Origin of the sequence: Serratia liquefaciens (assembly GCF_027594825.1) — a bacterium.
Lineage (GTDB): Bacteria > Pseudomonadota > Gammaproteobacteria > Enterobacterales > Enterobacteriaceae > Serratia > Serratia liquefaciens_A.
In genome coordinates this window covers 1676294-1690473 of record NZ_CP088930.1, presented here as the reverse complement: position 1 = coordinate 1690473, position 14180 = coordinate 1676294, and the positions used below count along the sequence as shown (strand labels likewise).

12 protein-coding genes are annotated in these 14180 nt (G+C 58.4%); all 12 read left to right on the top strand.

Going from position 1 to position 14180, the window contains the following annotated elements; genetic code table 11:
* Window positions 1-203 precede the first annotated feature (203 nt).
* Window positions 204-1640, top strand: coding sequence for a sensor histidine kinase (locus LQ945_RS07670; protein ID WP_270102634.1), 1437 nt, complete (start codon window positions 204-206; stop codon window positions 1638-1640).
* A 2-nt stretch (window positions 1641-1642) separates the two neighbouring features.
* Window positions 1643-2515: a two-component system QseEF-associated lipoprotein QseG gene (gene qseG / locus LQ945_RS07665; protein WP_053225549.1), complete on the top strand. Its 873-nt coding sequence runs from the start codon at window positions 1643-1645 to the stop codon at window positions 2513-2515.
* Window positions 2512-3849, top strand: coding sequence for a two-component system response regulator GlrR (gene glrR, locus LQ945_RS07660; RefSeq protein ID WP_044554550.1), 1338 nt, complete (start codon window positions 2512-2514; stop codon window positions 3847-3849). Before qseG ends, glrR begins: the two co-directional genes overlap by 4 nt.
* Window positions 3850-3977: 128 nt before the next feature.
* Window positions 3978-5600 carry an NAD+ synthase gene (locus LQ945_RS07655; RefSeq protein ID WP_270102633.1) on the top strand — a complete coding sequence of 541 codons (1623 nt, stop codon included), beginning with the start codon at window positions 3978-3980 and terminating at the stop codon, window positions 5598-5600.
* 10 nt (window positions 5601-5610) lie between these two features.
* Window positions 5611-5949 (top strand): nitrogen regulatory protein P-II, encoded by a 339-nt coding sequence (glnB, locus tag LQ945_RS07650; RefSeq protein ID WP_004847623.1) that lies wholly within the window; start codon window positions 5611-5613, stop codon window positions 5947-5949.
* A gap of 181 nt (window positions 5950-6130) precedes the next feature.
* On the top strand, window positions 6131-7054 hold the full coding sequence (locus LQ945_RS07645; protein WP_020828183.1) for a LysR substrate-binding domain-containing protein: 924 nt from the start codon (window positions 6131-6133) through the stop codon (window positions 7052-7054).
* A 116-nt stretch (window positions 7055-7170) separates the two neighbouring features.
* Window positions 7171-8634, top strand: a complete 1464-nt coding sequence (locus tag LQ945_RS07640) for a gamma-aminobutyraldehyde dehydrogenase (protein ID WP_044554555.1) — start codon at window positions 7171-7173, stop codon at window positions 8632-8634.
* A 74-nt stretch (window positions 8635-8708) separates the two neighbouring features.
* A complete protein-coding gene (gene ydcS, locus LQ945_RS07635; protein WP_270102631.1) occupies window positions 8709-9863 on the top strand; it encodes a putative ABC transporter substrate-binding protein YdcS in 1155 nt (384 codons plus the stop codon).
* A gap of 54 nt (window positions 9864-9917) precedes the next feature.
* On the top strand, window positions 9918-10946 hold the full coding sequence (locus tag LQ945_RS07630; protein WP_044554556.1) for an ABC transporter ATP-binding protein: 1029 nt from the start codon (window positions 9918-9920) through the stop codon (window positions 10944-10946).
* A 1-nt stretch (window position 10947) separates the two neighbouring features.
* Entirely contained in the window at window positions 10948-11892 is a 945-nt protein-coding gene (locus LQ945_RS07625) for an ABC transporter permease (protein WP_020828179.1), read from the top strand.
* On the top strand, window positions 11882-12688 hold the full coding sequence (locus LQ945_RS07620; protein ID WP_044554558.1) for an ABC transporter permease: 807 nt from the start codon (window positions 11882-11884) through the stop codon (window positions 12686-12688). The genes LQ945_RS07625 and LQ945_RS07620 overlap by 11 nt, the downstream gene beginning before the upstream one ends.
* Before the next feature lie 46 nt (window positions 12689-12734).
* Window positions 12735-14159: an aminobutyraldehyde dehydrogenase gene (patD, locus tag LQ945_RS07615; RefSeq protein ID WP_182824014.1), complete on the top strand. Its 1425-nt coding sequence runs from the start codon at window positions 12735-12737 to the stop codon at window positions 14157-14159.
* Window positions 14160-14180 lie beyond the last annotated feature (21 nt).

Here is a 14180-nt window from a genome sequence, read left to right as displayed (position 1 = left end):
ATCCACACATTCTTGCGATGGGGCAGTCTTGCCCCAGCGTCTAATCTCAAAGTCATGTTGGCCTCTCTTTCGTTATCAGTAAGTTCTAACGTTATTCCCCGCCCACCTGCACGATCCCTTTATTTTCCTGACGCTCCGCTGAACGCCGGGCTTTCCTCTCATCGGCGACTCGGTTAGCATCGAAGCAGACTAGAGACAATGAGATGATTTCGTTGAAAAGATGGCGTTTATTTCCCCGTTCGCTACGTCAACTGGTGTTGATGGCGTTCTTGCTGGTGCTGTTGCCGCTGCTGGTGCTGGCCTATCAGGCTTACCAGAGTCTGGATCACCTCAGCGCCCAAGCGGCGGACATCAACCGCACTACGTTGGTGGATGCACGACGCAGCGAGGCGATGACCAGCGTGGCGTTGGAAATGGAGCGCAGCTACCGCCAATATTGCGTGCTGGTGGATCCCACACTGGCGCGCCTCTATCAGAATCAGCGCAAACAGTATTCGCAAATGCTGGATGCCCATGCCCCGATCCTGCCGGATGAACGCTATTATCAAACCTTGCGCGATCTGTTGACCCAGTTGGCAGCGATTAAATGCCAAAGCAGCGGTCCGGATCCGCAGGCTTCCACGCTGTTAGAATCGTTTTCACGCTCCAATGCCGAGATGGTACAGGCCACGCGTGCCGTGGTGTTTTCACGCGGCCAGCAGCTACAGCAGGCGATTGCCGAGCGCGGTCAGTTCTTCGGCTGGCAGGCGCTGATGCTGTTTCTGGTCAGCGTGATGCTGGTGGTGTTGTTCACCCGAATGATCATCGGGCCGGTCAAAGCGGTAGAGAGGATGATCAACCGTTTGGGTGAAGGGCGAGCGCTGGGCAGCACCGACGCCTTTAAAGGTCCCCGTGAATTGCGTTCGCTGGCGCAGCGCATTATTTGGCTGAGCGAGCGCCTGGCGTGGCTGGAGTCGCAGCGCCATGAGTTCTTGCGCCATATCTCGCATGAATTGAAAACGCCGCTGGCCAGCATGCGTGAAGGCACCGAACTGCTGGCGGATGAAGTGGCAGGGCCGCTGACCTCCGATCAAAAAGAGGTGGTGACGATCCTCGATCAAAGCAGCCGACACCTGCAGCAACTGATTGAACAACTGCTGGATTACAACCGCAAACTGGCCGATGGCCCGGCGGAACATGAAAATGTCGAGTTGACCGACATGGTCGATATGGTCGTGGCTGCGCACAGTTTGCCGGCCCGGGCGAAAATGCTTCGCACCGAGATCCAACTGGATGCGGAAATATGCTGGGCAGAGCCTACGCTATTAATGCGCGTGCTGGATAATCTCTACTCCAATGCGGTGCACTACGGCAAGGAATCCGGTAACATTTGGATCCGCAGCCGTCAGGTTGGGCAACGGGTGCAGATTGATGTCGCCAACAGCGGCACACCGATCCCCGAAGCCGAGAAAACCATGATTTTCGAGCCTTTTTTCCAGGGTAGTCACCAGCGAAAAGGGGCGGTAAAAGGAAGCGGTCTGGGGCTGAGCATCGCGCAGGATTGTATCCGCCGGATGCGCGGTGAGCTGCAGCTGGTTGAAGTCGCCGGCGCAGACGTCTGCTTCCGTATTGAATTGCCATTAACCGCCGAGAATGAATAATAATGTACACATGGTCTAAACGCCTTCGTCTTACGCAGACCGAACGTTCACCGCGTGCCACACTGGGCACGCCGCTCGGCAAGCGTCGATTTTCTTTTTTAGGCAGCGTGCTTTTTATGCCGTTTCTGCTGGCTGGCTGTGTCGATCGTGCGGTCAGCGGGGGTCTGAATCAACCCCAGCAGGAAGCGATCCCGGATACCAAAGTGGTGGATTACCGCATTGCGGCCTGTGACACCCTGTGGCCGCTGGATGATAAAGACGCGCTGAATAACTCACTTTACTGGCTGCGTGCTATGGACTGTGCCGATCGTATCGGTTCAACCCAGGCGCGTGCGCTGGCAAAAACCGTGCCCGGCAACAGCTGGGACGGCATCTTCAAACAGAGCATTTTGCTGGGCAGCGCCGAACCGACTTCGGGCGAGCGCCGTCAGATTATCGATCGCCTGAACAGTTATCGCCTTGAGTTCCCAAGCTCGCTGCGCCCGCTGTTGCAGCTGTGGCGTCAGCAGCAGGTGCTGCAAATCACCCTGTTTGATGAAAAGGCACGTTATCAGCATCTGCAGGAAAGCACCGACAGCCAGATAGATCAGCTGCGCCAGAGCCAGGTTCGCCTGCAAGCGCAGTTGCAGGACACGTCACGCAAGCTGGAAAACCTGACCGATATCGAACGTCAGCTCTCTTCGCGCAAGCAGCTGCAAAGTGAAATCCCGGATAACAGCGGGACACAGCCAAAAACCGACGCAACGGGCAAGAAAGTGGCGCCGGCCAAGGCCGAAGAATCGGACGCCGAGCCGGAAAAGGGCACCGCCCTGCCGATCGAGCCGGAAGATACTTACGCGCCGCCCCCCGCTAATAAGGAGTCTCACGCGCAATGACAGCACGCAAACCGGCCAATTTGTTATTGGTTGACGACGATCCCAGCCTGCTCAAGCTGTTGGGCATGCGCCTGACCAGCGAAGGGTTTCATGTCACCACCGCCGAAAGCGGCCAGGAAGCGCTGCGCCTGTTAGGGCGCGAGAAAATTGATCTGGTGATCAGCGATCTGCGGATGGATGAAATGGACGGCATGGCGCTGTTCGCCGAGATCCAAAAGCACCAGCCGGGCATGCCGGTGATCATTCTGACTGCCCACGGTTCGATCCCGGATGCGGTGGCGGCCACTCAGCAAGGGGTATTCAGCTTCCTGACCAAACCGGTGGACCGCGATGCGCTGTACAAGGCTATCGACGAAGCGCTGTCGCAGTCATTGCCGGCCGGTGACGACAGCTGGCGTGAAGATATCGTCACCCGCAGTCCTATCATGCTGCGCCTGCTGGAGCAGGCGAAAATGGTGGCGCAGTCGGACGTCAGCGTCTTGATCAACGGCCATAGCGGTACCGGTAAAGAAGTGTTGGCGCAGGCTATCCACGGTGCCAGCCCGCGCGGCAAGAAGGCGTTTATCGCCATTAACTGCGGTGCGTTGCCGGAACAACTGCTGGAGTCGGAGCTGTTCGGTCATGCCAAAGGGGCGTTTACCGGCGCGGTCAGCAGCCGTGAAGGGCTGTTCCAGGCCGCTGCGGGCGGGACGCTGTTCCTCGACGAGATTGGCGATATGCCGCTTTCGCTGCAGGTGAAGCTGCTGCGCGTACTGCAGGAGCGCAAGGTACGCCCGCTGGGCAGTAACCGCGATCTGGACATCGACGTACGCATTATCTCCGCCACCCACCGCGATCTGCAAAAGGCGATGGCGAAAAACGAATTCCGCGAGGATCTGTACTACCGCCTCAACGTGGTGAACCTGAAGATCCCGGCGCTGAACGAGCGGGCCGAGGATATTCCGCTGCTGGCCAATCATCTGCTGCGCGAATCCGCCAAGCGTCATAAGCCGTTTGTCCGCAGCTTCTCTTCGGACGCCATGAAACGCCTGATGACCGCCAGCTGGCCGGGCAACGTGCGCCAACTGGTAAACGTGATCGAGCAGTGCGTGGCCCTGACCTCAGCGCCGGTGATCAGCGAAGCGTTGGTAGAGCAGGCGTTGGAAGGGGAAAACACCGCCTTGCCGACTTTTGTCGAGGCGCGTAATCAGTTTGAATTGCACTATTTACGCAAGCTGTTGCAGATCACCAAGGGTAACGTCACCCAGGCCGCGCGCATGGCGGGCCGTAACCGTACCGAGTTTTATAAATTGCTGTCGCGCCATGAACTGGACGCCAACGATTTTAAAGAATGATGTTTTCCGCCGCGGCCTGCGCACGCAGGTTCTCAACAAACGCGGCGGAATGATTTACACTCCGTTCTCAATTGCTGGCATGACCAAACGCAAAGAACCATGGAACGTATTAAGCGGGATCCTAAACAATGAGCAGATCACTTTCCATCGCACTGGCCCAGTTGAATCTGCTGGTCGGTGACATCGAAGGCAACACCGAACGAATGTTGCAAACCGTGCAACAGCAGCAGAAGGCGGGAGCCGATCTGGTCATGTTCACCGAACTGGCGCTGTCCGGCTATCCGCCGGAAGATCTGTTGTATCGCAACGATTTTTACCAACGTTGTGACGAGCAGCTTCTGCGTCTGCAGCAGGCTTCCACCGACGTGGCGATCCTGGTCGGCCATCCGTGGCGCGAAGGCGACAAACTCTATAATGCGCTGTCGCTGTTTTCTGAAGGGCAGTTGCAGGCGCGTTACTTCAAACAGCAGTTGCCGAACTATGGCGTATTCGATGAGAAGCGCTACTTCCAGGCCGGTAACGACACCTGCGTGGTTGAGCTGAAAGGCTACCGTTTGGGCCTGCTGATTTGCGAAGACTTGTGGTTCCCTGAGCCGGTTGATGCCGCCAGGGCCGCCGGTGCCGAAATGATTTTGTCGATCAATGCATCGCCTTACAACCGCGAAAAGCCGTACATCCGTAAAACCCTGATGGCCGGCCATTGCCAGCGTACCCATTTGCCGTTGGTGTATCTGAACCAGATTGGCGGCCAGGATGAGCTGATTTTTGACGGCTGTTCGAAAGTCTTCGACGCAGCCGGCAACATGACCCATCGCCTGGCGGCGTTTGCCGAGCAGGTAACCCTGTTGGAATTCAACGAGCTGGACGTGGTACCGATGACCGCTCCGGCCGCCGAACTGCCGCCGTTGGCGCAGGTCTATGAAGCCCTGGTGCTGGCGGTACGCGATTACGTGACCAAAAATGGCTTCAAGGGTGCCGTGCTGGGGCTTTCCGGCGGTATCGATTCGGCGCTGACGCTGGCGATTGCCGTCGATGCGCTGGGCAAAGACAAGGTGCAGGCGCTGATGATGCCGTTCCGTTATACCGCGGACATCAGCATTGCCGACGCCAGGGAAGAAGCTGAAATTCTGGGCATCGAATTCGATATCGTCTCGATTGAGCCAATGTTCGACGCCTTTATGGGCCAGCTGACGCCCATGTTCGCGGGGACCGAGCGCGACACCACGGAAGAGAACCTGCAGGCGCGCTGTCGCGGCGTAGTGCTGATGGCGCTGTCCAACAAGCGCCGCAGCATCGTGTTGACCACCGGCAACAAAAGCGAGATGGCCGTAGGTTACGCCACGCTGTATGGTGATATGGCCGGTGGCTTCGACGTGTTGAAGGACGTGCCTAAAACGCTGGTGTTCAAGCTGTCCGAATACCGCAATACCGTCTCTTACGTGATCCCGCAGCGCGTTATCGATCGCCCACCGTCCGCCGAGCTGGCGCCGGATCAGCTCGATCAGGACAGCCTGCCGCCGTACGACATTCTGGATGCGATTCTGGAAGGTTACGTCGAGCGCGATAAATCGGTTGCCGATCTGGTGGCCGAAGGCTTCGACGAGGCGATCGTTCGCAAGGTGATACGCCTGGTGGATATTAACGAATACAAGCGGCGTCAGGCCGCCGTCGGGCCGCGCATCACCGCCCGCAATTTCGGCAAAGACCGCCGCTACCCAATCACATCCGGCTTTGGCCGCAAAAATTGGTAAAGGAAAGAAGATGAAAAAGATCGACGCTATTATCAAGCCGTTCAAACTGGATGATGTCCGTGAAGCGCTGGCTGAAGTTGGCATTACCGGGATGACCGTGACCGAAGTGAAAGGCTTCGGCCGTCAGAAAGGGCACACTGAGCTGTACCGTGGCGCTGAGTACATGGTCGATTTTCTGCCGAAGGTGAAAATTGAGATCGTCGTGGCCGACGATATCGTCGATACCTGCGTGGAAACCATCATGCAGACCGCGCAGACCGGTAAAATCGGCGACGGTAAAATCTTTGTCTTCGACGTGGCGCGCGTAGTGCGTATCCGGACCGGCGAACAAGACGAAGAAGCGATTTGATTTAACTTTTCCGGTCTGAATTCCCCAAGGGCGCAGCATGCTGCGCCCTTGTCGTATCTGAAGCTTTCAGCGTAAGCATTCTAAAAAAGCGAAGGCTATCGCGTTTTTGATACTTTTCCCGATCGCTTCACCGCGCCGATGGCTACACTCAACGCAACTGCCTTGCTTGAGATGATTATTCATGATGACGCTGCGCCAAATCCGCCATTTTATCGCGGTGGCCGAAACCGGTTCGATCTCTGCCGCTGCCCAGGCGGTGTTTGTTTCCCAGTCTTCGCTGACGCTGGCTATCCAGCAGTTGGAAACCGACATCGGCGTACGTCTGTTTGAGCGTCACGCCAAGGGCATGAACCTGACGCATCAGGGTCATCAGTTTCTGCGCCAGTCTTATCTGATCCTTGCCACGGTGGACAACGCCAAGCGTAGCCTGCAACTGGGAACCGAAAGCCTGACCGGCAAGCTGACCATCGGCGTGACCAGCCTGGTGGCGGGCTACTTTTTGGTCGAGCTGCTTAAGCGCTTTAAATCGGCATACCCCAACGTCACCATTCAGGTGATTGAAGACGAGCGGCCCTATATTGAGCATCTGCTGGTCAGTGGAGAAATCGATATTGGCGTGCTGATCCTGTCGAACATCGAAGATCGTGATGCGCTGCAAAGCGAAGTCCTGATGCACTCACCTTATCGCCTGTGGTTACCACCGCTGCATCCACTGCTGGATCATGAAAGCATCAGCCTGGCGGATGTGGCGAAGCTGCCGCTGATCCAGCTTAATGCCGACGAAATGGACGTGCATGCGCGGCGTATCTGGGCGCGCGCAGGTTTAAAACCGGAAATAGCCATGAAAACTGCTTCAACCGAGGCGGTACGCAGCCTGGTGGCGGCGGGAATGGGCGTTTCTATCTTGCCGGACATGGCCTACCGCGCCTGGTCTCTGGAAGGCAATATGATTGAGGCGCGTAAGCTGGCGGATCTGCTGGAACCGCTGGATATCGGCCTGGCATGGCGGCGCGGTAGTGCACGGCCGGAGCTGGTTACGCCGTTTCTCACCATTGCGCGTGAAAACGGCAATATGCACGCGGCTGGGCTGAAGCATTCGATTTAATCGAACGCGTCGTTCAGTATTTAGAATTTGTTGGCTGCCTGATGCTCGCTTAGTCTGATTAAAACTAACTTATTTCACATTTAGTTAACGTTTTTGTCACTCAGAGGCGATACGCAATGGCAGATGTGCACCTCCTTTCAGGTTTATCCTGTCAGCAATTCATTAACGGTCAATCGGTCGAAGGCGAAGGCCAACAAGAGTGCATCGTTAATCCGGCGAATGGCGAGACTTTGGTCTCGATCACCGAAGCCTCGTCCGCTCAGGTCGGCAACGCAGTGAAAGCGGCGCAACAGGCGTTCGCTTCCTGGTCGCGGACTACCCCTGCCTACCGCGCGGCTATTCTGTTGCGTATTGCCGATGCCATCGAGCGGCAGGCCGAACGCCTGGCCGGTCTGGAGGCGCTCAACTGCGGCAAACCGCTGCATCAGGCGCTCAATGACGATCTGCCGGCGGCCATCGACGTCTTTCGTTTCTTTGCCGGCGCGGTGCGCACCCAACAGGGGCAGTTGGCCGGAGAATATATCGAAGGGCACACTTCAATGATCCGCCGCGACCCGATTGGCGTGGTGGCCTCTATTGCGCCCTGGAATTACCCGTTGATGATGGCGGCGTGGAAAATTGCGCCGGCGCTGGCCGCGGGCAACACCGTGGTATTCAAACCTTCCGAACACACCCCTCTGACCATTTTGGCGCTGGTGCCCGCGTTACAGGAGATCCTGCCGCCGGGGGTGCTGAATATCGTCTACGGCGGTGGGGAAGGGGTTGGCAGCCATTTGGTCGGCCACCCGCAGGTGCGGCTGGTGTCGGTCACCGGCGATATCGTCACCGGGCAAAAAATTCTGCAGGCGGCGGCGAAAAGCGTCAAACGCACGCACCTGGAGCTGGGGGGCAAGGCACCGGTGATTGTCTGCGACGACGCCGATTTGGACGAGGTGGTCAACAGCATTCGCACCTATGGCTACTACAACGCCGGGCAAGACTGCACCGCCGCCTGCCGCATCTACGCGCAGGCGGGGATCTATCCGAAGCTGGTGGATGCGTTGGGCGAAGCGGTTGCCAGCCTGCGTTTTGCCCGTAAACGCGATGAGGATAACGAAATCGGTCCGCTGATCAGCAGTCGTCAGCGCGATCGCGTCGCCAGCTTTGTCGAGCGTGCGCTCAGCCAGCCACACATTGAATTGATCACCGGCGCCGCCGCGCATTCCGGCCCGGGTTTCTATTACCAGCCCACGCTGCTTGCCGGCTGTCTGCAAAGCGATGAAATCGTCCAGCGAGAGGTATTTGGCCCGGTGGTGAGCATCACTCGCTTTGAACATCTGGAACAGGCGGTCAACTGGGCAAACGATTCCGAGTACGGTCTGGCCTCATCGATCTGGACGCAGAATATCGATCGGGCGCTGCATATCGCTGCCCATCTGCAATACGGCAGTACCTGGATCAACACCCATTTCACCCTGGCGAGTGAAATGCCGCACGGGGGCCTGAAGCGCTCCGGCTACGGCAAGGATCTTTCCAGCGATTCACTGCAGGACTACAGCGTTGTCAGGCATGTAATGGCGAAATTCAAAGCCAGCTTCTAACGGTTTCACAAAATAAAACCAGGGCGGCAGCCGTTCCCTGCCGCACACAGATAGGCTACACAGGGGTAATTACGATGGGAAAAACTACCGCAGTCACCACCACAGTTTCCGCGCTCTGTTTTACCGTACTTTGCGGTTTGGCCCAGGCGGCCGATCTGCCGCAGGCGCTCGGCAAGGGCGAAGGGCGACTGGATATCATTGCCTGGCCCGGCTATATCGAACGCGGCCAGTCCGATAAAAACTACGACTGGGTCAGCCAGTTTGAAAAGCAAACCAGCTGCGCGGTGAATGTGAAAACCGCCGCCACTTCCGACGAAATGGTCAGCCTGATGGCTAAAGGGGGCTACGACCTGGTCACTGCATCCGGCGATGCTTCGCTGCGGCTGATTTTCGGCAAGCGGGTGCAGCCGATCAATACCGCGTTGATCCCTAACTGGAAAAACATCGACCCGCGTCTGTTGAACGGTGCCTGGTACACCCTGGACGGAAAAACTTACGGCACGCCCTATCAGTGGGGCCCGAACCTGCTGATGTACAACACCAAAACTTTCCCGACACCGCCGGACAGCTGGGCGGTGGTGTTCCAGCAGCAGAACCTGCCGGATGGCAAAACCAACCAGGGCCGGGTTCAGGCCTACGATGGGCCAATCTATATCGCCGATGCGGCGTTGTTCCTGAAAGCCACGCAGCCGCAGCTTGGCATCAGCGATCCGTATCAGCTTAACGAAGAGCAGTATCAGGCAGCGTTGAAACTGCTGCGTACCCAGCATGCATTGATTCATCGCTACTGGCATGACACCTCGGTACAAATGAGCGATTTCAAAAACGAAGGCGTGGTCGCCTCCAGCGCCTGGCCGTATCAGGCCAATGCCCTGAAAGGGGAAGGCCAGCCGATCGGGACGGTGTTCCCGAAAGAGGGGGTGACCGGTTGGGCCGACACCACCATGCTGCATACCGATGCCAAACACCCGAACTGCGCCTACCTGTGGATGAACTGGTCACTGGAACCGAAAGTGCAGGGCGACGTTGCCGCCTGGTTCGGTTCTGTCCCGGCTTCGCCGGCGGGTTGCAAAGCCAGCTCGTTGTTGGGTGATAAAGGTTGCGAGACCAACGGTTTCAACCAGTTTGACAAGATTGCCTTCTGGAAAACGCCACAGGCGCAGGGCGGAAAATTCGTGCCCTACAGCCGCTGGACTCAGGATTACATCGCCATCATGGGCGGTCGGTAACCCGTGCGGGCGTAGTTCGCTACGCCCGATTAACGTCAATCAGGAGCGCAGATCATGACCATTGCCGTGCAATTTATCGATGTTTCGCGAAGCTTCGGCGAGGTTCGCGCCGTGGACCGGGTTTCAATCGAGATACAAGACGGGGAATTCTTCTCCATGCTCGGGCCTTCCGGCTCGGGGAAAACCACCTGCCTGCGGTTGATCGCCGGTTTCGAACAGCTCACTGCCGGCTCGATTCGTATTCACGGGCAGGAGGCCGCCAATTTGCCGCCGTATCAGCGCGACGTGAATACCGTCTTCCAGGATTACGCGCTGTTCCCACATATGTCGGTGCTGGAAAACGTCGCTTACGGGCTGATGGTTAAAGGCGTCGCCAAGCGTGAACGCCTGGCCCGTGCGCAGGAAGCGCTGGACAGCGTGGCCTTGGGGTTTGTTGCCGAGCGCAAACCGGCGCACCTTTCCGGCGGCCAGCGGCAGCGTGTCGCACTGGCTCGCGCACTGGTCAATCGGCCACGGGTGCTGCTGCTGGATGAACCGCTCGGCGCGCTGGATCTCAAGCTGCGCGAGCAGATGCAGGGAGAGTTGAAAAAGCTGCAGCGTCAGCTCGGCATCACCTTTATTTTCGTTACCCACGATCAGAGTGAAGCGCTGTCGATGTCTGACCGGGTGGCGGTATTCAACAATGGCCGTATTGAACAGGTGGACGCGCCGCGTGAACTCTACATGCGACCGAAGACGCCGTTTGTCGCCGAGTTTGTCGGCACCTCTAACGTGGTTCGCAGCGATTTGGCGCAGCGGTTGTTGGGGCAGGCTGCTACCTTCTCGATCCGTCCCGAGCATATTCGGCTAGCGGATCAGGCCGGCGCGGCGCAGGGGGAAATTCAGGTGCAGGGTACGCTGCAGGAGATCCATTATCAGGGAGCGGCGACGCGCTACGAAATTGCGTTGAACAGCGGTGAGAAACTGCTGGTCAGCCAGGCGAACCCTCAGTGGCACGCCGATGGGCAGCCACATCTGATCGGCCAACCGGTCACCGCCTGCTGGTCGCGCGAGGCGATGGTGCCATTGCTGGAGGCGAGGTGAAATGGAGATGAGCATCGATTATCCCGCGCCGCGCCGCGGTACCTTGCGCACCCTGTCGACCTACTTATATCGTCGGCCGACGCTGTACCTGCTGCTGTTGCTGGTGCCGCCGCTGCTGTGGTTTGGCGCGGTCTACCTCGGCTCGCTGCTGACGCTGCTGTGGCAGGGTTTTTACACCTTCGACGACTTCACCATGACGGTGACGCCGGATCTGACCTTCGATAACCTGCGGGCGCTGTTCAATCCGGCCAATTACGACATCATTCTGCGCACGCTGACGATGGCGGTACTGGTGTCTCTGGCCAGCGCGGTGCTGGCGTTTCCGATTGCCTATTATATGGCGCGTTACACCAGCGGCCGCACCAAGGCGTTTTTCTACATCGCGGTGATGATGCCGATGTGGGCCAGTTATATCGTCAAGGCCTACGCCTGGACACTGCTGTTGGCGAAGGATGGCGTAGCGCAATGGTTCCTGCAGCATCTCGGGCTGGAGCCGTTGCTGGCGGCGATCCTGACCGTACCGGGCGTCGGCGGCAACACGCTATCCACCTCCGGGTTGGGCCGTTTTCTGGTGTTTGTTTATATCTGGCTGCCGTTCATGATCCTGCCGATCCAGGCGGCGCTGGAACGCCTGCCTCCTTCGCTGCTGCATGCATCGGCGGATCTGGGCGCCCGACCGGCGCAGACCTTTCGCTACGTGATCCTGCCGCTGGCAGTGCCGGGGATCGCCGCCGGGTCAATTTTCACCTTCTCGCTGACGCTGGGGGACTTTATCGTGCCGCAGCTGGTGGGGCCGCCGGGCTACTTTATCGGCAGCATGGTCTACGCCCAGCAAGGGGCGATCGGCAATATGCCTATGGCCGCGGCCTTTACTCTGGTGCCGATCGTGCTGATCGCGATTTATCTTTCCATTGTAAAACGTCTGGGGGCCTTCGATGCACTCTGAACGCGCGCCGTTAGGGCTAAAACTGGCCGCCTGGGGCGGACTGATTTTCCTGCATTTTCCGTTGGCGATTATCGCCCTCTACGCCTTCAACACCGAGGATGCGGCATTCAGCTTCCCGCCAAAGGGGTTTACGCTGCATTGGTTCAGCGTTGCCGCCGGGCGTCAGGACATTATCGATGCGATGCTGCTGTCCGCGCAGATTGCCGCGTTGGCCACCGTCGTGGCGCTGGTGCTGGGCACGCTGGCGGCAGCGGCTCTTTACCGGCGTGACTTCTTCGGTAAAGACAGCATTTCGTTGCTGCTGCTGTTGCCGATCGCGCTGCCGGGCATTGTCACCGGTCTGGCACTGCTGGCGGCGTTTAAGGCGCTGAATATCGAACCGGGGGTGCTGACCATCGTCATTGGCCATGCCACCTTCTGCGTGGTGATCGTGTTCAACAACGTGATTGCTCGTTTCCGCCGAACTTCCTACAGCCTGATCGAAGCCTCTATGGATCTCGGTGCCGACGGCTGGCAAACCTTCCGCTACGTGATATTGCCCAACCTTGGCTCGGCGCTGCTGGCCGGAGGCATGCTGGCGTTCGCGTTGTCGTTTGATGAAATCATTGTCACCACCTTCACCGCCGGCCATGAGCGCACGCTACCGCTGTGGTTGCTGAACCAGCTAGGTCGCCCGCGTGATGTGCCGATCACCAATGTGGTGGCGCTGTCGGTGATGTTGCTGACCATGATCCCGATTTTGGGGGCCTATTACCTGACCAAAGGCGGCGAAAGCGTCGCCGGCAGCGGCAAATAACCTCTGACCCTAATGCGTACCAGACATCTTATAAAAGGATAACCCTATGCAAAGCCAACTGTTGATTAACGGCCAACTGGTTACCGGCCAGGGCGAGTTGTTGCCGGTGTATAACCCGGCAACCGGAGAGGTGGTGGTGCAGGTGGCTGAAGCCAGTGCAGAGCAGGTCGATCAGGCGGTATTGGCGGCCGACGCCGCGTTTGTCGAATGGGGCCAGACCACACCGAAAGAACGCGCTGAGCACCTGTTGAAGCTGGCGGACCTGATCGACCACCATGCGGAAACTTTCGCCCGCCTGGAGTCGCTTAACTGCGGCAAACCTTACCACTGCGTATTGAACGATGAGTTGCCGGCGGTGGCGGATGTCTTCCGCTTCTTCGCCGGTGCCAGCCGTTGCCTGAGTGGGCTGGCGGCCGGTGAATACCTGGCCGGGCACACGTCGATGATCCGCCGCGATCCGTTGGGCGTGGTGGCCTCGATCGCCCCCTGGAACTACCCGCTGATGATGGCGGCATGGAAGCTGGCTCCGGCATTGGCGGCAGGGAACTGCGTGGTGCTCAAGCCTTCGGAACAAACCCCGCTGACCACCTTCAAGCTGGCAGAGCTGGCCGCCGATGTGTTCCCTGCGGGCGTATTCAACGTGCTGTTTGGCCGTGGCGCCAGCGTCGGTGACCGGCTGACCGGCCATGACAAAGTGCGTATGGTATCGCTGACCGGCTCAATCGCTACCGGCGAACACATCATTGCCCATACCGCGCCCGGCATTAAACGTACCCATATGGAGCTGGGCGGCAAAGCACCGGTGCTGGTGTTCGACGACGCCGATCTGCAACAGGTGGTCGAGGGCATCCGCAGCTTTGGTTTCTACAACGCCGGGCAGGATTGTACCGCCGCCTGCCGGATTTACGCCCAGAAAGGCATTTACCCGCAGCTGGTGAAAGCCTTGGGTGAGGCTATCGGCAGCCTGAAAATGGGCCGGCCGGAAGATCCTGACAGCGAACTCGGCCCGTTGATCACCGCTCAGCATCTGGAGCGGGTGGTGGGTTTTGTCGATAGAGCCAAGGCGCTGCCGCACGTGCAGGTGGTGACCGGTGGTGAGCGAGTCAACGGCCCCGGCTATTATTTCCAGCCAACGCTGCTGGCCGGTGCGCGCCAGGAAGACGAGATTGTGCAGCGCGAAGTGTTCGGCCCGGTGGTGACCGTCACGGCATTCGAGGACGAGGCGCAGGTGTTGGCCTGGGCCAACGAGTCACAGTATGGCCTGGCGTCGTCGCTGTGGACCCGGGATGTCGGCCGGGCACACCGTCTAAGCGCTCGTCTGCAGTATGGCTGCACCTGGGTGAATACCCATTTCATGCTGGTGAGTGAAATGCCGCACGGGGGGCAAAAGCTGTCCGGTTACGGCAAGGATATGTCGATGTATGGTCTGGAAGACTACACTGCGATACGTCATGTGATGTTCAAACATTGATTTTACTGTATTTATCCGCAA

Excerpts from the sequence above, each read along its gene's own strand:
- LQ945_RS07625 (WP_020828179.1), top strand. The coding sequence starts at position 10,948 with ATGGAGATGAGCATCGATTATCCCGCGCCGCGCCGCGGTACCTTGCGC.
- LQ945_RS07620 (WP_044554558.1), top strand. The coding sequence starts at position 11,882 with ATGCACTCTGAACGCGCGCCGTTAGGGCTAAAACTGGCCGCCTGGGGC.
- qseG (WP_053225549.1), top strand. The coding sequence starts at position 1,643 with ATGTACACATGGTCTAAACGCCTTCGTCTTACGCAGACCGAACGTTCA.
- LQ945_RS07670 (WP_270102634.1), top strand. The coding sequence starts at position 204 with ATGATTTCGTTGAAAAGATGGCGTTTATTTCCCCGTTCGCTACGTCAA.
- patD (WP_182824014.1), top strand. The coding sequence starts at position 12,735 with ATGCAAAGCCAACTGTTGATTAACGGCCAACTGGTTACCGGCCAGGGC.
- glnB (WP_004847623.1), top strand. The coding sequence starts at position 5,611 with ATGAAAAAGATCGACGCTATTATCAAGCCGTTCAAACTGGATGATGTC.
- LQ945_RS07640 (WP_044554555.1), top strand. The coding sequence starts at position 7,171 with ATGGCAGATGTGCACCTCCTTTCAGGTTTATCCTGTCAGCAATTCATT.
- ydcS (WP_270102631.1), top strand. The coding sequence starts at position 8,709 with ATGGGAAAAACTACCGCAGTCACCACCACAGTTTCCGCGCTCTGTTTT.
- LQ945_RS07645 (WP_020828183.1), top strand. The coding sequence starts at position 6,131 with ATGATGACGCTGCGCCAAATCCGCCATTTTATCGCGGTGGCCGAAACC.
- LQ945_RS07655 (WP_270102633.1), top strand. The coding sequence starts at position 3,978 with ATGAGCAGATCACTTTCCATCGCACTGGCCCAGTTGAATCTGCTGGTC.
- LQ945_RS07630 (WP_044554556.1), top strand. The coding sequence starts at position 9,918 with ATGACCATTGCCGTGCAATTTATCGATGTTTCGCGAAGCTTCGGCGAG.
- glrR (WP_044554550.1), top strand. The coding sequence starts at position 2,512 with ATGACAGCACGCAAACCGGCCAATTTGTTATTGGTTGACGACGATCCC.